The organism is Brucella pseudogrignonensis, from assembly GCF_032190615.1.
Taxonomy (GTDB): Bacteria; Pseudomonadota; Alphaproteobacteria; order Rhizobiales; family Rhizobiaceae; genus Brucella; species Brucella pseudogrignonensis_B.
The window spans coordinates 278,090-300,860 of sequence record NZ_JAVLAT010000003.1; the positions used below are offsets into that span (position 1 = coordinate 278,090).

Consider the following 22,771-nt stretch of genomic DNA (forward strand, 5'->3'; position numbering starts at 1 on the left):
ACTATGTCCGGACCGCCAATGACAGATATGTCACCAGACAAATTCCCCAGCGATAGCAATAAAGCCGCAATTTCCGATCGAAGATATTCCCTCGGTTTTTTGCGCGGCAACTCACTTTCGGGACTGATCTTCAAGCGCTTGTTGCTGGGCGTCGTATTGCTCTGGGCTATTTCAGTTGTCATCTTTGCCGGAACACAAATATTGCCCGGTGATGTGGCCACTGCAATGCTGGGGCAACAGGCAACACCGCAAGCCGTCGAAAACATCCGCAAAGAGCTAGGCTTACAGCGACCGGCTATGCAGCGTTATACGGAGTGGCTCGGCAATGCAGTTCAGGGTGATCTCGGCCGTAGCTATTCCAACCGGCAGGACATTGCAAAAAGCATAGCGCCGCGCCTGTCTAATACGCTCTATCTCGCGGCAATGGCCGCGCTGTTTGCAATACCGATTGCCCTGTTGCTGGGTATCATTTCCGTTCTTTATGCAGGAACTGCGATTGATCGTGGGATCGCGGTCGCAACGCTTAGCACCATATCGCTGCCAGAGTTTTTCGTAGCCTATATTCTAATCGCCTATTTTGCGATTTCGCTTGGTCTTTTACCATCGAGCGCCATCGTAAATCCTTCGATGAGCGGCTGGCAACGTCTGACAGCGATCGCCCTACCCTGCATGACGCTCGTGATCGCTGTTACCGGACATATGGTACGCATGACACGCGCTTCGCTTCTTTCGGTCATGTCATCGCCCTATATTGAGACTGCTCAGCTCAAAGGCCTGCCGCGATGGCGCATTCTCCTCAAACATGCGCTACCCAATGCACTCTCACCCGTTATTAATGTCATCGCGCTCAACCTCGCCTACTTGGTTGTCGGTGTGGTCGTTGTCGAAGTGATCTTCGTTTATCCTGGCATGGGGCAATATATGGTGGATCACGTTTCCAAACGTGATGTGCCAGTAGTACAGGCTTGCGGGCTTATTTTTGCAGCCGTTTACATTGGCCTTAACATCATTGCTGATGTCATCGTCATTCTGACCAATCCGCGGCTGAGGCACTCAGGATGAAAAAGTTCAACAAAAGCTCCCAGCTCTTAGCCGTGATCGGATTTGGCGGAATCGCCTTCTTTTTATTCGTTGCAGTTTTTGCGGAATGGCTTGCGCCGCATCCCATTTCGGAAGTCGTCGGCAGCGTGTGGCAGGGACCTTCACGCGAAGCGCTGCTCGGCACCGATAATATTGGCCGTGATCTCCTGTCACGCGTCATATGGGGCACGCGGCTGACGCTTTCGATTGCCGCAGCAGCCACAATTCTCGCATTTATACTCGGTGTGCCACTTGGTTTTCTTGCAGCGCTCACGCGCGGCTGGCCGGATCAGGTTCTTTCGCGTGGGAACGACTTGCTGATGGCAATACCAACGCTAATTTTTGCGCTCGTCGTGCTCGCTGTTCTACCAAAAAGTATTCTCATTCTCATTGCAGTTATCGCAGTTCTGGAGGCAACCCGTGTTTTCCGGGTCAGCCGCGCCATCGCATCCGATATTGTGGTGCTCGATTATATCGAAATCGCGCGATTACGCGGCGAAAGCAAAAGCTGGATCATCTTCCACGAAGTCCTGCCCAATGCATTGTCACCACTGCTTGCAGAATTTGGGTTGCGTTTTGTGTTTTCCATCCTGTTCCTTTCGACCCTTTCTTTTCTAGGACTCGGTGTTCAGCCGCCGATTGCCGATTGGGGAAGTCTGGTTAAGGAAAACAAGGACGGGCTGATGTTCGGCGTATTTGCTGCCCTTATTCCGGGTAGCGCAATCGCTTTGCTTGCGATCAGCGTGAATTTTGTGGTCGACTGGACTTTGCAGCGCACGACCAGCCTTAAACGAGGCGCGCAAAACAATGGATAAACCGAACACGCAGCCACTTCTGAAAATCACTGGTCTTCAGATAAGCTCCGACGATGGCCTCGTCGTTGATGGGGTTGATCTGACCTTGAAAAAAGGCCGCGTCCTTGGCCTGATCGGGGAATCTGGCGCTGGCAAATCAACCGTCGGCCTTGCTGCCCTCGGTTTCGCACGTGGCGGACTTCAGATCACCGGCGGCACAATTACGCTCGACGGGCAAGATATACTGTCACTTTCCCGCAAAAGCACGCAGAAACTACGCGGCAGCAAGATCGCCTATGTTGCGCAATCGGCTGCGGCTGCGTTTAATCCGGCGCATAAGCTGATTGATCAAGTGGCAGAAGCCGCCATCTGGCATGGGCTGATGAAACGCAGTGAAGCGAAAGCCCGCGCAGTTGAACTGTTCACGCTACTCGGCCTGCCTGATCCGCAACGTTTTGGCGAGCGCTATCCGCATCAGGTATCGGGTGGTCAGCTTCAGCGTGCCATGACCGCAATGGCGCTTTGTGCCAGTCCTGATCTCGTGGTGTTTGACGAGCCGACGACCGCGCTTGATGTGACAACCCAGATTGAGGTGTTGATCGCCATCAAGAAGGCAATTGCTACGACAAGAACAGCAGCGCTTTATATTTCGCATGATCTGGCGGTGGTGGCGCAGATTGCCGATGACATCATGGTTTTGCGCCACGGAAAAATAGTAGAACAAGGGTCGGTGCGCGAAATTTTTGATGCACCGCGCGAAGATTATACGCGCCAACTTGTGGCCATTCGTCAAAAGGAAGTCGAAGGCCGCGCAGAAAGCTCTACTTCTCTGCTCTCCATTGCAAACATCTCGGCTGCTTATAATCCGGCGACACCTGTACTCACCGACATTACCCTTGATCTCGCAAAAGGCCAGACGCTGGCTATCGTGGGAGAATCCGGTTCCGGTAAGTCAACACTTGCGCGCGTCGTAAGCGGACTTCTTGAGCCAATAGCGGGCGAAATCCGTTTCGATGGCGAAATACTACCCGCCAGTCTGGAACGTCGCTCCAAAGAGACGCTGCGCAATATCCAAATGATTAGCCAGTTGCCCGATCTGGCGCTTAACCCGCGCCGGACCATAGCGGACATCATCAGCAGACCGTTGCAGTTTTATTTCGGAATGCCACGCGATGCGCGGCGCAGGTCGGTTACTGAGTTGATGGACCTCACCGAACTGCCAAAGAGCCTTCTTGAACGGTATCCGGCAGAAATCTCAGGCGGTCAGAAACAGCGTGTCTGTATTGCGCGCGCGCTTGCTGCACGCCCGAAATTGCTGTTATGCGATGAACCAACTTCGGCTCTTGATCCATTGGTGGCAGAGGGCATTCTAGAACTGTTGCGCCGCGTGCAGAGCGAAACAGAGACCTCTTATCTCTTTATAACGCATGATCTCGCAATTGTTCGCGCGATAGCCGACAAAATTGCCGTCATGCACCAAGGAAAGGTGGTGCGTTATGGCTTAAAATCAGACGTACTAAACCCACCCTATGACAATTATACCGCAAAGCTTCTGGCATCAGCTCCGCAAATGAAGCCGGGCTGGCTTGACCAAATCATTGCGCAGCGCGCAGCCGTTACTATCGCAGCAGATATAAACAAGGACATAAAAGCATGAGCAGCAGGACAGTCATTCTTGATGGTGGCATGGGTCGTGAACTGGAGCGCGTTGGTGCGCCGTTCCGTCAGCCGGAATGGTCAGCACTCGCGCTTATCGAAGCTCCGCACTACGTCCGCGAAGTGCATGATGGCTATATCGCAGCAGGTGCCGATGTTATTACCACCAACAGTTACGCAGTGGTTCCTTTTCACATCGGAGAAGAGCGTTTCGCAGCTGATGGTCACCAGCTTGCCGCTCTATCCGGTACGATTGCACGCGAAGCAGCCGATGCAGCAACCCGTGAAGTTAAAGTCGCCGGATCATTGCCGCCTGTTTTTGGATCGTATCAGCCGGAGCTTTTCGATCCGGCCCGCGCAGGTCAGTTACTTGATGTATTGGTGGATGGATTAGCACCATCCGTTGATCTCTGGCTTGCCGAAACCCAGAGCAGTCTCATCGAAGTCAAAGCGGCACACGAAGCCATCCGTGCAACTGGAAAGCCTCTCTGGATTTCTTACACATTGCGCGATGATGTTGCACCAGAAGCAATGACTGAGGCACAGCTTCGTTCAGGCGAAACGGTAGCTGATGGTGCGCGGCTTGCGGCTGAACTTGGAGCGGAAGCGCTGCTTTTCAACTGCGCAATGCCTGAAGTTATGGATGCAGCTATTCTTGCAGCAAAGCAGGTCTTTGATGAACTGGGCAAGGATATTCCGATTGGCGTTTATGCCAATGCATTTCCATCGCAACAAGGCGATGAAGAGGCGAACGCAACCGTTACCGAAATTCGCGCTGATCTTGATCCGGATGCCTATGGTGCATGGGCGCAGCGTTGGGTCAGAAACGGTGCGGGCATTATTGGTGGCTGCTGTGGTATTGGCACCAACCATATTCACGCATTATCAAACCAGTATCTTTGCGCTTAACGAAAAAGGGCGGCTAAAGAGCCGCCCAATTTATTCTAAGATAAAATACGCGCTGCCGCCAATGAAAGTGCCACAACACCATTCGCAATAGAGCGCTCATCCGGCTGATAATCGGAATTATGCAGCTTGTCGTCGCGGCCTTCCTGTGCGGCACCAATGCCAAGCTGGAACGATGGCACTCGTTCGCCAACCAATGCAAAGTCTTCAGAACCCAAGCTTCCGCCGCGCTTGAAGAACACATCACCATAATGCTCGCGAATAACCGCACCAGTCGTCTCGATTAGATAGGGATCAGACACCATCGATGGAACACCGCGCACATAGTTAATTTCGCAACGCACACGCAATGACGCTTCCAGCCCGCTACAGATACGACGAACGGCAGCTTCAATAATGTTGCGCGCCTCGCGGTCCTGACAACGCACTGTTCCCATGATTGATACTGAATCCGGGATGATATTGTGCGTATGACCACCATGGATCGAACCAATGGTCAGAACGGCTGCGAGCATTGGATCAACCTCACGCGATACGATTGTTTGTAACTGCGTTATCAACTGCGCTGTAGCAACGATCGGGTCTACAGCCAGATGTGGACGCGCGGCATGACCAGACGCGGCATGGACTGTAATATCAAACTCGTCAGATGAGCCGTTCGCAACACCTTCGACAAACGTAAATGTGCCTGTTTGTTCATCAGGATGGTTATGAAAGCCAAGAGCATAATCAACCCCATCGAGAACACCATCGGCAATCATGGCACGCGCTCCACTCTCCTGCGTTTCTTCCGCCGGTTGGAACATCAGCTTCACATTACCGCTCAGACGCGGAGCAATATCTTTGAGAACCTTGCCGATGCCGATCAGTGTTGCGGTATGCAGGTCATGACCACAAGCATGCATTTTACCTGGATGAACGCTGGCAAATGGAAGGCCTGTTTGTTCTTCGATTGGCAGCGCATCCATATCAGCGCGGATAATCAAAGTCGGTCCTGGACGACCACCCTTAATCAGACCGACAACACCGGTGCGACCAATGCCTGTTTGATGTTCAATGCCTAAGCTTTCCAGTTCGCGCGTAACAACTCCTGCGGTCCGCTCAACGTCAAATCCGGTTTCCGGATGAGCATGAATATCTCGGCGCAACTCAATAAGATGCGGTTCTATGTCATTGGTGAGCTTCTGTACGAAGGAAGACAAATCGTTCAGCAGATTTGGATCGAGTTGGGCAGTCATAAGTTCATCCAGTTAAATCGATATGGATCTGGTTAAGCACAAGACTGTCTCATAACCAGATTTATTATTCTCTTTCACGCGATCGTTTTGTAGATTTCACATATTGATAGCTATTTTCTTGGGTGAGTATTAATAACCGTAACGATCGGCCATCGCTTGTAGAATTATGACTGTGGAAGCAGCGCCTGGATCAATATGTCCAAGCGAACGCTCGCGAAGACGCGCGGCACGTCCTTTGGCTGCAATCATTGATCGGGTCGTGTTGGCACCGGCTGAGGCGGCTGAGACAACATTATCCCAGAATTCGCTCGCGCTTTGATTTTCATTCACCGCACTTTGAGCGGCTTCAGCAGCAGGTAGCCATGCATCGAGCATTGTCTTGTCGCCACGCTGTCCTTGGCCACGCTCCCGAATGCCAACGCCGATGGCCTCAATGATGGTCGCACAAGTCGCCAGATCAAGATCGTTGCGGCCTGCCGTTGCCTGCGCTGCACGGCGGAAGCCAGTGGCATAAAGCGGCCCAGTCGATGCACCGACCGCATTAATGAATGCGGTCGCCGCTGTATTGAGAACCGTCGAAATGTCGGTTTCATCAAGATTAAGTTTCGACAATTCAGTGCGCACGACCTGAAAGCCCAAGGCCATTGTCGTTCCATGGTCGCCGTCACCGATTGCGCCGTCGAGTTCGGACAGCCGATCCCGTTCCGCTTCAAGCGACGCAGACACAGCATCAAACATATGGGCAAGACGACGAGCCGCAGTTTCCGACATGGATTTTCTCCTCAAACCTTACAACTGCAACGCGCGTCGCTCGTCATATGGCATATGCTAATTTAGTTTCAGGCACAGTGAAACGATAGAACCCAAACACAGTCGTTAGCTGATTTTGAGGCCTGCCGTTTCACATGGATGCAGCAGCAGGTCCGACAGCTCATGATCAAGATGCATGATTGATATCGACGCTCCAACCATATCCAGAGACGTGCAATAATGCCCGATCCAGTTGGCTTCAATGTGAATATTCTTGGCTTCAAGTCGCTGCGCCACACGCCGATAGAGAACATAAAGTTCCATCAGTGGTGTCGCTCCGAATGAATTAACCAAAACCGCAACGCGATCACCTGGAACAGCCTTCATTTCGTTGAAGATTCTGTCCATGATGCCATCGACGATTTCATCGGCCTGACGAATGCGATCACGCGATACACCCGGCTCGCCGTGAATACCAACCCCGATTTCCATATCTTCGGGGCTGATTTCAAAATTATGCCGACCGGTTTGCGGCAATGAGCCCGGCTCAAGGGCCACACCGATCGTATAAGTCCGCGAATTGGCCTTGCGGGTAACGATCTCACAGGCATCGAGCGACAAGCCCTTGTCGCAGGCAGCCCCTGCTACTTTAAAGACAAAGAAATTGCCTGCAACGCCGCGGCGTCCGTCCTTGTCATCGATTGGTGATGAGGCGATATCATCGGTGGTCAGAACCGTCTTGATCCTGACGCCTTTTTCCTCGGCTATTTCAGCTGCCATCTCAAAGTTCATCACGTCACCGGCATAATTGCCATAGACGAAGAGCACGCCTTCGCCGTTGGACGCTGCCAGCGCGCACTGCACAATCGGATCGGGCGGAGGCGATGAGAAGACATTGCCGACCGCAACAGCATCAGCCAGTCCCTTGCCCACATAGCCAACGAAGCACGGCTCATGACCTGCGCCACCACCAATCACCAGCCCCACCTTGCCGGGGCGCGGACCATCCCGCGCCACCAGAGCTCGATTAGAGCCACCAATCGGCTGCAGGAATTTGCTATGGGCCCGAACAATGCCGTCGAGCATTTCCTCAACCACCTCGTTCGGATTGTTGAGGAGCTTCTTCACTCGCACGCGAAAGGCTGTAGGAACTTGATTGGTCTTGGGTTTCTGCGAAAGACGCGCATCAAGATCAATGACGCCATCGGCGCGCAGAATACCGAGCCCCGTCGCAGCATCGGTCACAAGCACATTGATGAATCCGCCGTGGAGCGCTGCCAGAAGTGCTGGCACCTTGTCGAAACCGCCTGCAACCGCAATACGCGTATGAATCTGCCGCAGCTTATCCAGTGAAATGCCGATTGTCCGCTCATCAAGCGGACCTGCAACCGGTTTCCCACGCTCATCGATGAAACGGCCTGCCACAACACCGACAGCGCCCGCTGCAAGATATTGCTGCAGAGAAACCGATTCAAAAAAGCCGCTGGTATGAATGGTAGAATTGGAACGCAGCGACGAAACACCGAAGAGAATGCGATTGGCAGTTTCAAGGGTCGCAAACTGTTCCTGAAGCAAAGGCTCTTCGAGCAACACATCCCGCGTCTGCTGCGAACGCACCATGGCGGGCGCCATAATATTCACGCAGCGTGCCGAAACAGCTTCTGCAAGTGCTGCCGCACAACGTTCGGGCGTATAGGGAAATGACGCCGTGGTGCCGCCTGTCGCCTGCACGACGGTCATGTCCTGCAAAGAGCTGATGGCGGTCCGCTCGCAGACCGAAAGCACCGTCCGTCCCCAGGCAACCGCAAGCGTATCGCCGGATTTAAGAACCTTGTTAAGCGCATGTGCGCCCGCAACGCCGAGCCGATCAATCAGCGGACGGGCATTGTCATCATGCGGAATGATAAAGCAGTCGGTCAGGCCGAAATGGCGCTTCAACTCCTGAGCCACAGACAGGGATTCCAGTCGTCCAGCCTCAAGAGAGATATTGACGATACCCTTATCGCGTGCTTCCGCCAAATAGCTGTTCACGGTTGCGCGCGAAATGCCCATGACATCGGCAATCTCGCTCTGCGTCAGGCCGTCTTCGTAATAAAGCCAGCAGGCCCACACATAGGGATCGTCGCCATAACGCATGGGAATCGTGATCGAATTCTCGCTTGCAACGGCCTTTGGCTTGCCGACCTTGCGCGATGTGTTGGGCTTGAGCGTCATGCGGTTTTCTGTTGCCTCTCTACTGCGCAGCAAACATGAAAGCGTTCAAACACAATTGCAACATCATGAAACAAATTTGGCGCCTGAACGTGTGAACCCACACAGTTTTCAGACGCCAAACTTAAAAACAGGACAGAAAGCCTTACTGCAAGCGGCTCTTTGCCTGTGCTGAAAGGTCAGTTAGAATCAGTGCGCAGGATGTTGCACCCGCATCAAGGACACCCAGCGAACGCTCACCGAGACGGCTTGCGCGACCGATCTTTGCCACGAGATTAAGTGTGGAGTCGCGACCGGCTTCAGCAGCCGCCGACAAAGCGTCCAAGCTTTCAGCAAAAGACTGGCCCTTGCCATTTGCTTCGTCAAAAGCATTGATTGCCGGGATCAGCGTGTCGAGCAGCGTCTTGTCACCAAGCTTTGCTGAACCGATTGACTGGATGCCTTCAAGACCTGCATGAAGCATGATGCTGAACGTGGCTGCGTCAATATTTTCCACGCCTTCCAGCTTTTCTGCGAACTCGTTAAACATTACGCCATAAAGCGGGCCCATCGAGCCACCGATTTCGGTCAACAGAATTGTACCAAGCGTATCAAGACCTTCAGTAAGGGTTACATCCTTGCCCCGCAGGCGTTCGGCTGCGAGGCCGAAACCCTTGGCCATGTTCACACCATGGTCGCCATCGCCGATCTTGCCGTCGATTTCGCTTAAGTAGGCTTTGTTTTCGATAATCCGGTCTGCAAGCGAAAGAACGATCTCACCCGATCCGGCATTCTTGAATGTCTGCATGATATGCTTCTTTCTTACAAAACCGCAGTGCAGCGGGCTTCTACATCCAGCAGTGCCTTCAGTTCATCATCCAACGCCATGACTGTCAGCGTCGCGCCAACCATTTCGAGCGACGTAAAGTAGTTGCCTACATAGGTGCGATAGATCTTGAGGCCGCGTGCAGTAATTTCCTGCTCGATGGTATCATTGAGGATATAAAGCTCATTGATCGGCGTTGCGCCAAGTCCGGAAACTAGAACCGCAACTTCGGTGCCTTCGGGCAAATTGTGATCGTCGAGAACGATCTTGCTCATATCCCTGGCAACTTCGTCAGCACGCTTTAACGGTTCAACGCGGACGCCCGGCTCGCCATGATGACCGATGCCGACTTCCATTGTGCCCGGCTCAATCTGAAAGTTCGGATGGCCGACAGCTGGCAGCGTGCAAGGGCCAAGGCCAACGCCGATCGAACGGCAATTGTCGATGGCCTTCTGTGCTGTTGCCTGTACTTCCTGAAGGCTTGCACCCGATGCAGCTTTTGCACCGCCAACCTTCCACATGAAGATTTCGCCAGCAACACCGCGACGCTTGTTGCGTTCGCTGGCAGGTGCCGAGCAAACATCGTCATTAGCAACAACGGTCAGGATTTCAATTCCGACCTTGGCAGCAAGCTTGATCGCCATTTTGACGTTCATGTTGTCGCCAGCATAGTTTCCGTAAAGGCAAACGACGCCCTTGCCACCATTGGCTTCACGAGCAGCATCGTAGAAGCTCTTGGCAGTTGGCGAGGAGAACAGTTCACCAACTGCAACAGCGTCAAGCAAGTTTTTGCCGGTATAGCCGATGAAAGCTGGCTCATGGCCAGAGCCGCCGCCGGTGATAACGCCGACCTTGCCCTCAATCGGTGCATCTTTAGCGACAACCACGCGCGAGTTTTCCGCCGACAGACGGACAAGGTCCTTATGCGCCTTGACGAAACCCTTGACGGTATCTTCGACCACTTCATCCGGGTTATTGATAAATCTTTGCATTTTGCACCTATCGAAGGCGAGAGATCAGTTCCCGCTCTGTAATTTTAAAGCCTTGTTTTCGGACCCGAACAATCGTCAGGACGTGTCAGAATTGGTCGCTTTGTTAAAGAATTGTGTAGCCACCATCAATCAGAAGGTCCGCACCATTTATCATGTTCGCACCGCTCGAGGCCAGAAAGACTGCGGCGGCTGCAATTTCTTCCGGAAACGCAAAGCGTCCGGTTGGAATACGCTTCTTGGCGGCATCGCCCTTTTCGCCGTTCCAGGCCTTCTTGCCCAGTTCTGTGAGAACAATGGTAGGCGAGATCGTGTTGACGGTAATGCCGTATTTGCCCCATTCGGCAGCAAAGGTTTTCGACATGCCGATGACGCCGAACTTCGACGCGCAATAAGCAACATGGTCTTCAATCGCCACAGTTCCGGCCTGCGAGGCGAGATTGACGATCTTGCCGCCTTTGCCTGCAGCGATCATGGCGCGACCCACTTCCTGCGTAACAAGGAAGCTGCCCTTGAGGTTGATTGCAATCGTACGATCCCAATCGGAAATGGTCAAATCTTCGGCGGGTGCGAGGAAAACTACGCCGGCGCTGTTTACAGCAATATCGATTTGTCCGAATGCCTCGACCACGCCTGATACCGCAGCCTTCACCGAAGACGGATCAGATACGTCACAGACGAAAGGTTTTGCATTCGCTCCAAGCGCTTCTGCCTTGGCGCGCGTCTGATCAGCATTGATATCAAGCACAGCAACCTTTGCACCCTTGGCAGCGAAGGCCTCAGCAACGGCCGCGCCAATACCGGAAGCAGCACCAGTTACTAGAGCAACTTTTCCGTTAAGCGGGAAGTTCAGGTCGATTTGGGGAGATTGGTCGGACATTGTTTGATCCTCGGTGTTGAGGGTAGGAGGAATTTTTGGGGTGCGGGATGAGCCGGCGGCCGCTCATCCCGCAAGTCATATTACTTACGTGCTTCGAGCAGCTTGTCGACGTTGTCGGCAGTGACTGGCGTCCAAGGAACATTGTATTCCTTGTCCTTGCCGTCGTTGAATGGCATATCAGGATATTGTGCCCAGATGTCAGACTGTGGCTTGTAATCGCCCTTCTTCGCATGGAAGATTGCGAGGTCCATAGCACCCTGCGCCTGAGCGCGTGCGTCCTGAAGGATCGATGTCATGGTGCCGGCCTTAACAGCGTTCAGCGCATCGGTCACACCGTCGATACCAGCGATAGCAAAGTCGTCGACCTTAAGGCCTGCCGACTTGATTGCTTCAATCGCGCCGAGTGCCATTTCGTCGTTCTGGCCGATGACGCCGTTGATTTCGCCCTTATGCGAAGTCAGCCAGTTTTCCATCAGTGTCTGTGCTTCAGCGCGCGACCAGTTTGCGGTCTGCTGTTCAAGAACTTTGACGTCCGGGCATTCAGTAAGTGCCTTTTTGTTGCCTTCTAGGCGCGAAACCTGCGCCGACTGACCGATTGGGCCTTCGATAATGACGACATTACCTTTGCAGCCAATCTTGTCGAGAACGGCCTTGGCTTCCATATATCCAGATACTGCATCGTCTGAACCGACATACGCAGCCAGAAGATCGGAGTTCACACGGGTGTTGGAACCAACAACCGGAATATTTGCATCGACCGCGGCCTGGACGGCGGTGGCACCAGCTTCAACATCGATGGGTGCAAAGATGATTGCGTCAAACTTCTGCGTGATCATGTTGTTAAACTGTTCCTGCTGAACGAGCGCATCATAGCGACCGTCGAAAACAGTAAGCGAAACTTCGCCGCTCTTAACAGCTGGATGCTCTTTCAGAGCTTCAGACCAGATCTGCATGAATTCAGCGTTGAGGCCGTAAGGCGCTGCGCCGATCTTCAGCTTATCCTGAGCATGTGCAGCACCAGCAAACAGCGCCGTGGCAGATGCCAAAGCAATCAGCAATTTCTTCATCGGTATTCTCCTCCACAATATCCGCCATGACTAAATGTGCGGTGTTGGTTGCGCCAAGTGACTGGCAATTGGTAGTTTTTAGAAATCAGGCGCTCTGGTTGCGCTTCTGATCGAGCATCACTGCACCGACGATCAGCGCGCCTTTGAGAACCTGCTGGTAGTAAGATTCGATACCCATCAGATCGAGACCGTTGTTCATCACGCCAATGATGAGCGCGCCAATCAGCGTTCCTGTCACGCGACCTACGCCACCGGAAAGGCTGGTGCCGCCGATAACAACCGCAGCGATTGCATCGAGTTCGTAAGCAATACCGGCCTGTGGCAGCGCTGAGCCAGTTCGGGCAGCAAGCATCATACCTGCAAGACCGGAAAGCACACCGGAGATGACATAAACAGAGAAGCGGACGCGGGTGACATTGATGCCAGATGTCTTTGCTGCATGTGGATTGCCACCAACCGCATAAATGTAACGACCAAAACGGCTGCGCGAGAGCACCCACCAGGCAGCTGCAAACACGATGACCAGAATGATCACAGGCATTGGAATGCCGAAGACTTTTTCGGTACCGATCCAGCGGAAATCAGGTGTCAGAGCAGGTACAGGCTTACCGCCGCCATAGATAAGCGTCATGCCGCGTGCTGCCGAAAGCATACCAAGCGTTGCAACGAATGCAGGAACTGAGAAACGCGAAACGATCCAGCCAACCAGTCCGCCGCAGGCGCAACCAACCGCAAGACCAGCAGCAATAGCAACAATTGCCGGATAGGGGCCACCCGCAACACCTGCCGTTGCAGAGGTTGTGGCCAGACTTGCTGCGACAATGCCTGTAAGAGCTGCAACCGAGCCAACAGACAAATCAATGCCGCGTGTCAGAATAACAAACGTCATGCCAACGGCCAGAACGCCGTTGATTGAGGTTTGCAGCAACACGTTTGAGATATTGCCCGTTGTCAGGAAGTATGGATTTGACACCGACAGGATGAAGACCAGAAGCAGGAAAGCGAGGAAGATGCCGTATTCCTGAATGATCAACCGGCGCTTTTCAGAAGCGAACCAGCTGGTCGATTGTGTGTTTTCGTTGTTGCTCACGTTTTCTAGCCTCTCCCAGCCTGCCAATGTCAGGCTTAATTCTCAATCTTGCGCGCAGAGCGACATCCATTGTTAGGTAGACAGATGCACCAGCTTTTGTGCATCAGTGTCGGCCCTTTCATAGACGCCAGCCGATTTGCCCTGCCGCATCACAAGGATGCGGTCAGACATGCCCAAAACTTCGTCGATTTCAGATGAAATCATAACAACCGTTCCGCCTGACGCAGTGAATTCGCAGATGATGCGATAGATTTCGCGTTTTGCGCCCACATCCACACCACGCGTTGGCTCATCAAGCAGCAACAAACGCGGATTACGCAGGAACCATTTTCCGAGCACAACTTTCTGCTGGTTTCCGCCCGAAAGACCTGAAACCGGCATCGTATCGCGTGCTGCCTTGATGCCAAAATGCGCAATCATTTTTGCACTTGCCGCAGCTTCTTCGCGCTGGCGCATAGCAAATGACGGGCTCATCTCCGGCAGGCTCGCAAGGCAGATATTGGCCCGCACGCTGTCTGTGAGGTTAAGCCCTGTCAGCTTGCGATCTTCGGTGACAAAGGCAATACCTTCAGCCATTGCATCAGCAGGCTTGCTCACTTTAAGCGCGCGGCCCTCAAGCTTTATTTCGCCTTTGCTTGCCTTATCAAGACCGAAAATGCAGTTGAAAATCTCGGAACGACCCGAACCCATCAGGCCGTAAATACCAAAGATTTCGCCTTTGCGGACCGAGAAGGAGATGTCTTCAATCTTACCCGGCAGAGCGAGATCAGAAACCTCAAAACCAATCTGAGCGGTCGGCTCATTGGTTTTGATAAATTCTTCGCCAAGCTCGCGCCCAACGATCAGACGGATCAGTTCCGGGCGATCAATATCGCTCAGCGCACCCGAACCGACATAACCACCATCGCGGAAAACTGTATAGGAATCTGCAATCTGAAAAATTTCAGACAGGCGATGCGAGACATAGACAATGCCTTTGCCCTCAGCCTTTAGTCGCTCGACTGCCTTAAACAGATGTTGCGCTTCTTTTTCACCGATGGCCGATGTCGGCTCATCCATGAAGATCACATCAGCATTGTGACTGAATGCCTTGGCGATTTCCACGAGCTGCATTTGCGCAACGGACAACTGGCTCATCACCTGTGTCGCGCGAATGTCGAACTCCAGACGATCCAGAAGCGCCTGCGCTTCACTGTTCATCTTCTTGAAATCGATGCCGCCAAATCGCGTTGAAGGCTCGCGACCGAGATAGATATTTTCTGCGACACTCATATGCGGAACAGGGCTCAGCTCCTGCTCGATAATCGCAATGCCGGATTTCAGCGCTTCCGCAGGTGTCGAATACTGAACCTCTTCACCACGCAGCCAGATCTTGCCGCCGTCGCGCTGCTGGATACCCATCAGAATGGAGAGGAACGTGGATTTGCCTGCGCCATTACCGCCGCACAACGCATGGACGGAGCCTGCACGCAGTTCCAGCTGGCCATCGCGAAGTGCTGCAATACCGCCAAACGATTTTTTTAGGCTCTCAACTTTCAATAGCGTCTGCACGGCATCCTCCTTGACCACGCATGACAAAAATCATCGATTGGTCGACAAATGTCAATATATGTATTTTACATTTGTCGAGTTTAACACGTCATTTGTAATTTTAGCCACGGCGAACCAGCTGAAGCTCAAATATTGAAGTTGTCGCACCCTTGGCCACGTCGTAGCGAAAACCATCAAAGGGTACTGTTACGTCGTCACCTTTACTTCAACTTGAACACGGTCTTCATGCTGTCTATGATGTTGATATTATGCGGATTTCAGGCATGCGATTTCGCGCCACATGTTTGTGGCGGCTTGTCGTAACTCAAGGTGATCGGTGGCGTTGAATTGGTTTCGGGGGGAAATAATTTAGGTTGTAGATCGGATCATGTATCGACGTACAGCTTTGCACATGTTTCGCTGATTTAAAGCGCTTTACACCACGCTCTCGTCGTCGGATCGGTTGATGTGAATTCTCTGCCCGATTGTTCAAACCTTTATGCTGGCGATGATCGCAAACACCAAGGCTTATTGCTCGCCTGGAAGCGTCCTATGATCTTTGTCTATCAGTGACCATAATCTGTGATGCACAGCCCAGAGCAGGGAGCAGCTTGCGCATGAAACGCTTGGCTGTCTTGGTATTGCGGCGTTTCTGAACAAGGACATTCAGCACAAAGCCACCCTGATCAACGGCTCGCCAAAGAATGTGATGTTGACCCTTGATGGATATCACACATTCGTCGAGATGCCATTTGTCACCAAGCCGTGGCGAACGACGACGGATGGTATTGGCATAGGCTCGCCCGAACTTCTCAGCCCATTCGTACACTGCCTTATATGTGACGAAGATTCCGCGATAGGCCAGCATGTCTTCAACCATGCGAAAGCTTAACGGAAAGCGGAAATACAACCATACGGCTTCTGCAAAAATCTCTGCGGATAACGATGGCGGTGATAAAGTGAAGAACGAGGTTCGGTCATGCTCTACTATCATCACATAATATTGCGCCAGAGATAATTTAACGGTGCCTGAAATCTCGGCGCTGCGCGGCGTTTCTTCAGGAAAGCCATCGCAAGCAATGGCATTCCCAACAAGATTGTCATTGATAAAAGCGGGGCTAGTTTGTCTGGTGCGCTGGCTGTAAACAATATCCTTGAATAGGATCATCGCTTCATCAAGCGGATCAACAAACATATGTTAGGCTTCAAAACCCTTCATTCAGCTTCTGCTACCTTGCTGGAATCGAAGTATCACACATGATCCGTAAGAACCAATTCGCAAATGACAATCACTCGCCATTCATAGTGTTCGCGGGGATCGCTGCATAATCACGTCCAGAGATAAGCTTGTTCTTAACCTACTAAAATATTTGCGACACAACCCGTGCCGATTGTTCCTAATGAAGCCAGTTATGGTTGATTATTTCGAAATTTCAGAGTGGCTTTAGAGTAATTTTTTTCTGCGTCGCTCTTGCAATGGCCGGTTCCGAATAAATAAGCGGAACCGACTTCGCATTGAGCCAATTCTCGTGGATATTTGAGTAGTTGTGCGATCCGGGCACACCAGACTGACCTGGGTTGTTGACGAAGAGACTATTATCCCAATCGCCGACATCGATGACCATTCGGACAGATGGACCCGCGACTACCGAGAAGTCGTGCAAACGATAGGTTGCATAATTCAGCGTCGAACTACTGCCGCCAAGCGCTATAGACTTCAGTGACCAATCCCTGTCTGTCAACGATTGCAAGGGATGGCGGAGTTCAAGCTTATGAATGGTACCCCATGCCCATTGCGTAGCATCCGCCCCCATCAAAGAGGCGCATTCAGCCCAGGCATCGGTGAGACTTTGTTGAATAGCCACAATATGCCTGGGAGATGTTTCCGCCTTTTCCAGCCATGACACAATGCTAGGTGAATCAAATGGCATGAGCAGCGATGCAACATCCGGGGCAGCACCCTCGGCCTTTGCAACAAGTGGACCAAGGTACTTGTTCAACCAGATTTCAAAAAGCCCTGCCGGTGCAGATCTTGCCGAAAGGTCCGCATCCCAATCGCGAAGAAGTAACACAGCCGGGTCATCACTATGCTGGAACAGCACCTTGAGGCTTTCAAGTGCCCGCGCGGCAATGGGCGAAAAAGTGCAGGCTTGCAGGCGCACACAGTCTTCAAGCGATATTGGCGCTTTGCGCGAAAGCGCTTGATGCAAGGTGTCGTGACGACTGCTATCAAGCCATTCATAACCAATCGCCGGATTAGCAGCTGTCCACGCATCAGGCACATTCATGGCGTTGGCGGTCGCGATAAAGCCGCGTTGCGGATTAACTTCAGCAGGGCCAGACTGCGGAGCCAGATAACCATTCCACTCATAACGCCCATCACCTGGGACAGGTAAAAGTCCGTCCCAGTTCTCACGAACAGGCGTGGCGCCTGAAGGCTTCCATGCAATGGTGTTTGTTGTATCTGCATAGATGTGATTAACCGACGGACATCCCCAACCATCCAGTGCGTTGGCATAGTCAGCATAGTTTTTCGCCCGCATGACGGACAGGCTGGCCATATAAGGTGCCATGCCCGCATCCATCCAGACTGTGCGCAGACCAAAGGCGCGGTTGTTCGCTTTATCCTCATAGAGTACAGGACCATGCCGCGTGAATTTGAGTTCGACGGTTTGATCCGGATGCCCTTTAACAGGGATGGCTTCAGTAAGCGTCGTGAACTTCTCCCAACTGCCTTGATAGGCATATTGGTCGTGGTTGTTTTCATCGGTCTGGTAGACGTAAATGTCTTCCTGATCGGCTCCAAAGATTGTGAGGCCAAAGGCTGCGGTGCCGTTATGCCCCATGGAAATTCCGGGAACCATAGGCTCGCCTGCGCCAATCACATCAAGGCCCGGCATGGTCAGATGAACGACGTAGCGGATGGATGGCAAACCATGGGTCCGATGCGGATCGAGTGCCAGTATCGGTCGCCCGGTCGTGGTCTTTTCAGCTGCGATTGCCCAATTATTGGACCCCTCTTCAAAAGAGGCGCGTGCGATGTCGCCGGATGCCGAAACAACCGTCCAGAGAACTGCTTCATCAAGTGTTGCGGCCAAGCGTTCTTTGGAGAAGGTGGCGGGACTGACTGCAAGCTGGAAGTCACGCAAAACCCTGTCAGTCATGATGTTGGGGTCAAAGCCATCAACCGGCTTTGGCACCACGCCATGCGACAATTCCTTGCGCAACTGATCGAGCTTACCACCTAGCTCCACACCCGCTTTTGCCATGACTTTTGAACGCAAAAGCTCGGATGATGCATTGCGTGTCAGTGAATGGGTGCGTACGCGCACAACGTCTTCAGCACACCAACGATCAGGCTTGTGACCGAGGAGAGAGAACTCCGGTGGAAGCGCCCTTTCGCCTACTTCACAGGCATCGATATATGCATTGATGCCTTGAGCAAAAGCCGTGCATATCTGTTCCGAATCCGGACCATAGGCCTTCCATTCCGGTGCCATATCTCCGCGATAAAGTAGCAGACGCGCGGCCCTATCCTGCTCAAGATAGCCGGGGCCAAAATCGCGCGCCAGCAGGCCAAGTCCGCGCTTGCGTGCTATGTCGATCTGCCAAAGCCGATCGCGCGCGGCATTAAAACCCTGCGCGAAAAACAGATCATGCAGATTTTCCGCCCTGATATGGGCGACGCCCCATTGATCCACGTTGATCGTGACTTCGCTCAGCAAACCCGCAATGCGGGTTGCCGTTGATCTTGTAGCATCGGCCATGGCCGCACCTCTGGCTGTTATTCCAGTGAGAGAAACAGACCCGCATGAAGGCGAGCACGTTCGACCAGACTGTCTTCGAAAATATGCTCGCCCAGCGTATGCAGACCTTCACCACGCACACCAATGGAATCGATTGTTGGCACGCCAAGCGCGCCGGTAAAATTACCATCCGAGCCGCCGCCCGAACTTTGCACCGACATGGTGAAGCCGATCTCTTTTGCAATATTATTCGCAAAGTTGAAAAGCTTCATATCCTGTGGCTGACCCGGCTCCCAAACAGGACGGGTAACGCCGCGGGTGACGATCAATTCAACCCCGTCTTTATCTCCGCCAAGCGCCATGATCCGCGCAACGCCGTCTTCAAGGTCTTTCTGCGTTTTGGCCATGCTAAGCGCTTCGGCATTACAGCTTGACGACACGCAATTGACCCATTGGCCCGCATGAATAACACCTACAGAGAAGGTGCAATCATCTGTGGTGAGTGCTTCGATTTCGATGATTTTTTCAGCCATACGACGAATTGCCGAGCGGCCTTCTTTGAGCAGCCAACCGGCGTGGCTTGGCTTGCCGACAGTCTCAAGATTGTATCGCGCGATTGCATAACGACCCACAACCGCGCCGCCATCACGCAGTGCAGGTTCCGGCACCAGCACATATTTGTTCTTGAGCGCTTCCTGCTCTATCAGATCGCGGGTCGACGGTGTGCCGACTTCTTCATCCGGTGTCAAAAGAAACGTAACGGGAAGCTTTGTTGCGAGCCCGCTGCGAGCAATCTCGCGCATGGCTTCAAGCGCCACGAAATTACCACCCTTCATATCCTGAATGCCGGGGCCGTAAAGCTTACCGTCCTCGCGGCGATAGGGATTGATGTTGAGCACACCGATCGGATGAACCGTATCAAGATGACCTGACACCAGAATACCCGGCTTGCCCTGATCCTTGTGCGGGAAACGAGCGCGCAGGGAGCCGCCGAACCCCATGCGACCCGGAATGAATTCAATCGTTGCACCTGCCGCAGCAAAATCATAAGCGGCGACCTCAACCATGCGGTTTACTGCGCTTGCATCGAAAGTCGGGCTTTCCGTTTCGATCCAAGGGCGCAGGCGCGCAATCATGTCATCGAGGTTAAATGGCAATTCATGCGTGCTCATACTGCTAAGTCCTTGTTTACTGGCAGGCGGGTTTCCACGATCCGGGCATAGATCGACGCGCCGATTGGCAGAGTTTCAGGCTCAAGCACAAAAGCAGGATTATGCAGCGCAGCTTTACCGCCATGCATCACGTTGATGTAAGCACCCGGCACACGCGCGAGCATGTCGGCGAAATCTTCACTGCCCATGAAGGCTGGGCAATCATCGCTGACGTTGTCTTCACCCAGCACATCGCGCGCTGCCGCCATATAAGCATCAGATAGTTCATGGTCGTTGCGCAGGACATCAAAGACGTTGCGAAGATCGACATCAACCGTGATACCGTAACCTGCAGCCACACCCGCACAGATTTCACGGATACGACTTTCTGCAAGATCGCAGACGCGCTGCTCGAAATAGCGGATGGTGCCAGTGATCGTTGCCACTTCGGGCACGATATTATAGGCACTGCCAGTATGAAACTGCGTGCAGGATACAACGCAGGCATCCGTTGCCGGGATGTTGCGTGACACAATGGTCTGCAACTGACCAACCATATCCGCACCAATCACCAGCACATCGCGGGCATTATGCGGCTGGGCGGCATGGCTTCCCTTGCCTGTCAGTTTGATATCGAAGAAGCTTGCGCCAGCCATAGCCGCCCCCTTGCGGATAAGTGCTTTGCCGAGTGTGCCCATAGGCTGGTTGTGCATTCCGTAGATTTCGTCGCAAGGGAAACGCTCAAACAGTCCTTCGGCGATCATGCCGCGTGCTCCACCCAGACCTTCCTCGGCCGGCTGGAAAACAAAGACGGCAGTGCCTTCGAAATTGCGTGTTTCTGCAAGATATTGTGCAGCACCAAGCAGCATGGTTGTGTGCCCGTCATGCCCGCAGGCATGCATTCGGCCGGGATTTTGCGACGTGTAAGACACGCCCGAAATCTCGTCGATCGGCAGCGCATCCATATCTGCACGCAGCCCCACACGACGATTGCCAGGGTTTCGGCCTTTCAGAATGCCAACGACACCGGTTTTGGCGATGCCCGTATGCACCTCGTCAAAGCCCCATTTTTCTAAGAGTTCCGCTACAACGCCTGAAGCATGTTGTTCCTCAAAGCCAATTTGCGGATGACGATGCAAATCTTCGAAAACCGCGCGCATCTCGCCGGCCTTCTCCTCAATAAACGGTATGATGGGCATGATTTCATTCCTGTCTGAATTACTGAAGATAATCAGGCGGCGGGACGTCCCGCCGCAAAATCCCAGAAGCGACCGGGAGCCGCCTCTATCAAAGATCGCGTGTATTCATGCGAAGGCTTGCCAAGCACGTCGGAAGCATTGCCCTGCTCAACAACCTGTCCGCGTTTCATCACCAAGACGTCATCGCAAATCTGCGCGGCCACTCGCAGATCGTGGGTGATGAAAATGATCGCAATGCCGGTATCGCGCTGCAATTCTGCGAGAAGTTCGAGAACCTGCGCCTGTACCGAAACGTCGAGGGCAGACACAGCCTCGTCGGCCACCAGAATGTCCGGTCGAAGGGCTACCGCACGCGCAATGGCTATACGCTGTCGCTGGCCACCGGAAAACTGATGCGGATAACGCTTCAGCGAATCCTCCGGAAGCGAAACGATCTTCAAGAGACGTTTGGCTTCAGCGACTGCCTCTTCATAAGGAACACCATAATTGACAGGGCCTTCCGTCAAGCTTTGCTCAATTGTCCAACGCGGGTTCAATGAGCGGAATGGGTCCTGAAACACGACCTGAAGCTTCTTGCGAAAAGGCTTCATTTCACGTTTTCCGAGATGCGCAATATCACGCCCGTCCACGACGATCTCACCCTCCGTCGGTTCGATCAGACGCATGATGGAGCGGGCAACAGTGGTTTTGCCGGAACCGGATTCGCCGACAATTCCAAGTGTTCTTCCAGGCTGAAGCTCGAAGTTCACTTCATAAGACGCTTTGACGCCGGGTTTTGTACTGAACAGCCCGCCTGTTTTATAGGTCATGCCAAGGTTACGAACGCGGATCACCGCTTCATGTCCCTGTGGTTCACGCGCCAGTCGCGGAATGAGGCTCGGCACAGAGCCAAGCAGGTCTTTGGTATATTGCTGTTGTGGCGAGGTTAAAACATCACGGATGGTTCCGCGCTCGACGATCTCACCACTGCGCATAACACAGACACGATCAGCAATTTCGGCAACCACACCCATATCATGGGTGATGAACAACACAGCTGTTCCGTGCTTTTCCTGCAACTCCGCAATAAGGGACAGAATTTGTTTTTGCGTGGTCACATCCAATGCAGTGGTTGGCTCATCGGCAATCAGAACCATCGGCTCAAGGATAAGCGCCATAGCGATCATAATACGCTGTCGCTGCCCACCTGAAAGCTGGTGCGGATAGCTTTGATAAATGCGCTCTACATCGGGCAGATGTACCTGCTCCATGATGTTGATGACTTTGGCACGCTTGGCCTCTGACGAAAGACTGGTATGAACATCGAGAACTTCCGTGATCTGCTCACCCACCCGCATAACAGGATTAAGCGCAGTCATCGGCTCCTGAAAGATCATGGAGATACGTGTTGCACGCATCTTTTTCATGTCCGCAGCCGAGAGTTTTAGCAAATCTGTGCCGTCGAGCCTGATCGCCCCTTCTTTGACCAGAAGTGCATCTTTCGGCAAGAGCCCCATTGCGGTGAGCGACGTTACCGACTTGCCTGAACCGGATTCGCCCACGAGACAGACGGTTTCGCCCTTGCGAATGTCAAAGCTTACGCTACGCAGAACTGGTGTGCCGCCCGGAAGCGCCACAACAAGATTTTCGACATCCAGAACGACAGGCTCATTTGTGAAATCACGATTTCGCAGTTCCAT

The 22,771-nt window shown here is 53.0% G+C and carries 17 protein-coding genes and 2 pseudogenes; 5 read left to right on the forward strand and 14 right to left on the reverse strand.

The window, feature by feature from the left end; translation table 11 throughout:
• Positions 1 to 18: 18 nt before the first annotated feature.
• The 4 genes from RI570_RS19125 to RI570_RS19140 are packed head-to-tail and all read left to right on the forward strand — an operon-like array spanning position 19 to position 4,439.
• Positions 19 to 1,062, forward strand: a complete 1,044-nt coding sequence (locus tag RI570_RS19125; protein ID WP_313830341.1) for an ABC transporter permease — start codon at positions 19 to 21, stop codon at positions 1,060 to 1,062.
• Positions 1,059 to 1,895: an ABC transporter permease gene (locus RI570_RS19130; RefSeq protein ID WP_313830343.1), complete on the forward strand. Its 837-nt coding sequence runs from the start codon at positions 1,059 to 1,061 to the stop codon at positions 1,893 to 1,895. The genes RI570_RS19125 and RI570_RS19130 overlap by 4 nt, the downstream gene beginning before the upstream one ends.
• Positions 1,888 to 3,531, forward strand: a complete 1,644-nt coding sequence (locus tag RI570_RS19135) for an ABC transporter ATP-binding protein (protein WP_313830345.1) — start codon at positions 1,888 to 1,890, stop codon at positions 3,529 to 3,531. The genes RI570_RS19130 and RI570_RS19135 overlap by 8 nt, the downstream gene beginning before the upstream one ends.
• Positions 3,528 to 4,439 carry a homocysteine S-methyltransferase family protein gene (locus RI570_RS19140; protein WP_313830347.1) on the forward strand — a complete coding sequence of 304 codons (912 nt, stop codon included), beginning with the start codon at positions 3,528 to 3,530 and terminating at the stop codon, positions 4,437 to 4,439. Before RI570_RS19135 ends, RI570_RS19140 begins: the two co-directional genes overlap by 4 nt.
• Before the next feature lie 35 nt (positions 4,440 to 4,474).
• Here RI570_RS19140 and RI570_RS19145 read toward each other — a convergent pair whose 3' ends face one another.
• The 10 genes and pseudogenes from RI570_RS19145 to RI570_RS19190 all read right to left on the reverse strand — a co-directional run bounded on the left by RI570_RS19145 (position 4,475) and on the right by RI570_RS19190 (position 15,977).
• Entirely contained in the window at positions 4,475 to 5,674 is a 1,200-nt protein-coding gene (locus RI570_RS19145; RefSeq protein ID WP_313830349.1) for a M20 family metallopeptidase, read from the reverse strand.
• Between the two features lie 129 nt (positions 5,675 to 5,803).
• Complete coding sequence (gene dhaL / locus RI570_RS19150) at positions 5,804 to 6,445, reverse strand: dihydroxyacetone kinase subunit DhaL (protein WP_313830351.1); 642 nt, start codon at positions 6,443 to 6,445, stop codon at positions 5,804 to 5,806.
• A 105-nt stretch (positions 6,446 to 6,550) separates the two neighbouring features.
• Positions 6,551 to 8,638 (reverse strand): bifunctional sugar-binding transcriptional regulator/dihydroxyacetone kinase subunit DhaK, encoded by a 2,088-nt coding sequence (locus tag RI570_RS19155; protein ID WP_313830352.1) that lies wholly within the window; start codon positions 8,636 to 8,638, stop codon positions 6,551 to 6,553.
• 142 nt (positions 8,639 to 8,780) lie between these two features.
• Positions 8,781 to 9,422, reverse strand: coding sequence for a dihydroxyacetone kinase subunit DhaL (gene dhaL, locus RI570_RS19160; protein WP_313830354.1), 642 nt, complete (start codon positions 9,420 to 9,422; stop codon positions 8,781 to 8,783).
• A 14-nt stretch (positions 9,423 to 9,436) separates the two neighbouring features.
• Positions 9,437 to 10,432, reverse strand: a complete 996-nt coding sequence (locus tag RI570_RS19165) for a dihydroxyacetone kinase subunit DhaK (protein WP_313830356.1) — start codon at positions 10,430 to 10,432, stop codon at positions 9,437 to 9,439.
• 103 nt (positions 10,433 to 10,535) lie between these two features.
• Entirely contained in the window at positions 10,536 to 11,309 is a 774-nt protein-coding gene (locus RI570_RS19170) for a GolD/DthD family dehydrogenase (protein ID WP_313830357.1), read from the reverse strand.
• Between the two features lie 80 nt (positions 11,310 to 11,389).
• Positions 11,390 to 12,376 (reverse strand): substrate-binding domain-containing protein, encoded by a 987-nt coding sequence (locus tag RI570_RS19175; protein ID WP_313830358.1) that lies wholly within the window; start codon positions 12,374 to 12,376, stop codon positions 11,390 to 11,392.
• An 85-nt stretch (positions 12,377 to 12,461) separates the two neighbouring features.
• A complete protein-coding gene (locus tag RI570_RS19180; RefSeq protein WP_313830359.1) occupies positions 12,462 to 13,466 on the reverse strand; it encodes an ABC transporter permease subunit in 1,005 nt (334 codons plus the stop codon).
• Between the two features lie 72 nt (positions 13,467 to 13,538).
• Positions 13,539 to 15,017 (reverse strand): sugar ABC transporter ATP-binding protein, encoded by a 1,479-nt coding sequence (locus RI570_RS19185; RefSeq protein WP_313830361.1) that lies wholly within the window; start codon positions 15,015 to 15,017, stop codon positions 13,539 to 13,541.
• Positions 15,018 to 15,263: 246 nt separating this feature from the next.
• Positions 15,264 to 15,977 (reverse strand): annotated as a pseudogene (locus RI570_RS19190) (IS6 family transposase).
• A 52-nt stretch (positions 15,978 to 16,029) separates the two neighbouring features.
• Here RI570_RS19190 and RI570_RS19195 point away from each other — a divergent pair.
• Positions 16,030 to 16,325 (forward strand): annotated as a pseudogene (locus RI570_RS19195) (DDE-type integrase/transposase/recombinase); the annotation flags it as partial.
• 104 nt (positions 16,326 to 16,429) lie between these two features.
• Here the strand turns inward: RI570_RS19195 and RI570_RS19200 are convergent.
• From RI570_RS19200 to RI570_RS19215, 4 genes are read right to left on the reverse strand one after another with little or no spacing between them, the layout of a single operon-like run.
• Positions 16,430 to 18,763 carry a penicillin acylase family protein gene (locus RI570_RS19200; protein WP_313830363.1) on the reverse strand — a complete coding sequence of 778 codons (2,334 nt, stop codon included), beginning with the start codon at positions 18,761 to 18,763 and terminating at the stop codon, positions 16,430 to 16,432.
• Positions 18,764 to 18,780: 17 nt separating this feature from the next.
• The gene (locus tag RI570_RS19205; RefSeq protein ID WP_313830364.1) at positions 18,781 to 19,914 is read right to left on the reverse strand and encodes a M20/M25/M40 family metallo-hydrolase; all 1,134 of its coding nucleotides are present in this window, start codon (positions 19,912 to 19,914) and stop codon (positions 18,781 to 18,783) included.
• On the reverse strand, positions 19,911 to 21,092 hold the full coding sequence (locus tag RI570_RS19210) for a M20 aminoacylase family protein (RefSeq protein ID WP_313830366.1): 1,182 nt from the start codon (positions 21,090 to 21,092) through the stop codon (positions 19,911 to 19,913). The genes RI570_RS19205 and RI570_RS19210 overlap by 4 nt, the downstream gene beginning before the upstream one ends.
• Before the next feature lie 32 nt (positions 21,093 to 21,124).
• Complete coding sequence (locus tag RI570_RS19215; protein WP_313830368.1) at positions 21,125 to 22,771, reverse strand: ABC transporter ATP-binding protein; 1,647 nt, start codon at positions 22,769 to 22,771, stop codon at positions 21,125 to 21,127.

Excerpts from the sequence above, each read along its gene's own strand:
- RI570_RS19175 (WP_313830358.1), bottom strand. The coding sequence starts at position 12,376 with ATGAAGAAATTGCTGATTGCTTTGGCATCTGCCACGGCGCTGTTTGCT.
- dhaL (WP_313830354.1), bottom strand. The coding sequence starts at position 9,422 with ATGCAGACATTCAAGAATGCCGGATCGGGTGAGATCGTTCTTTCGCTT.
- RI570_RS19165 (WP_313830356.1), bottom strand. The coding sequence starts at position 10,432 with ATGCAAAGATTTATCAATAACCCGGATGAAGTGGTCGAAGATACCGTC.
- RI570_RS19130 (WP_313830343.1), top strand. The coding sequence starts at position 1,059 with ATGAAAAAGTTCAACAAAAGCTCCCAGCTCTTAGCCGTGATCGGATTT.
- RI570_RS19170 (WP_313830357.1), bottom strand. The coding sequence starts at position 11,309 with ATGTCCGACCAATCTCCCCAAATCGACCTGAACTTCCCGCTTAACGGA.
- RI570_RS19200 (WP_313830363.1), bottom strand. The coding sequence starts at position 18,763 with ATGGCCGATGCTACAAGATCAACGGCAACCCGCATTGCGGGTTTGCTG.
- RI570_RS19135 (WP_313830345.1), top strand. The coding sequence starts at position 1,888 with ATGGATAAACCGAACACGCAGCCACTTCTGAAAATCACTGGTCTTCAG.
- RI570_RS19125 (WP_313830341.1), top strand. The coding sequence starts at position 19 with ATGACAGATATGTCACCAGACAAATTCCCCAGCGATAGCAATAAAGCC.
- RI570_RS19140 (WP_313830347.1), top strand. The coding sequence starts at position 3,528 with ATGAGCAGCAGGACAGTCATTCTTGATGGTGGCATGGGTCGTGAACTG.
- RI570_RS19155 (WP_313830352.1), bottom strand. The coding sequence starts at position 8,638 with ATGACGCTCAAGCCCAACACATCGCGCAAGGTCGGCAAGCCAAAGGCC.
- RI570_RS19205 (WP_313830364.1), bottom strand. The coding sequence starts at position 19,914 with ATGAGCACGCATGAATTGCCATTTAACCTCGATGACATGATTGCGCGC.
- RI570_RS19145 (WP_313830349.1), bottom strand. The coding sequence starts at position 5,674 with ATGACTGCCCAACTCGATCCAAATCTGCTGAACGATTTGTCTTCCTTC.
- RI570_RS19215 (WP_313830368.1), bottom strand. The coding sequence starts at position 22,771 with ATGGAACTGCGAAATCGTGATTTCACAAATGAGCCTGTCGTTCTGGAT.
- RI570_RS19210 (WP_313830366.1), bottom strand. The coding sequence starts at position 21,092 with ATGCCCATCATACCGTTTATTGAGGAGAAGGCCGGCGAGATGCGCGCG.
- dhaL (WP_313830351.1), bottom strand. The coding sequence starts at position 6,445 with ATGTCGGAAACTGCGGCTCGTCGTCTTGCCCATATGTTTGATGCTGTG.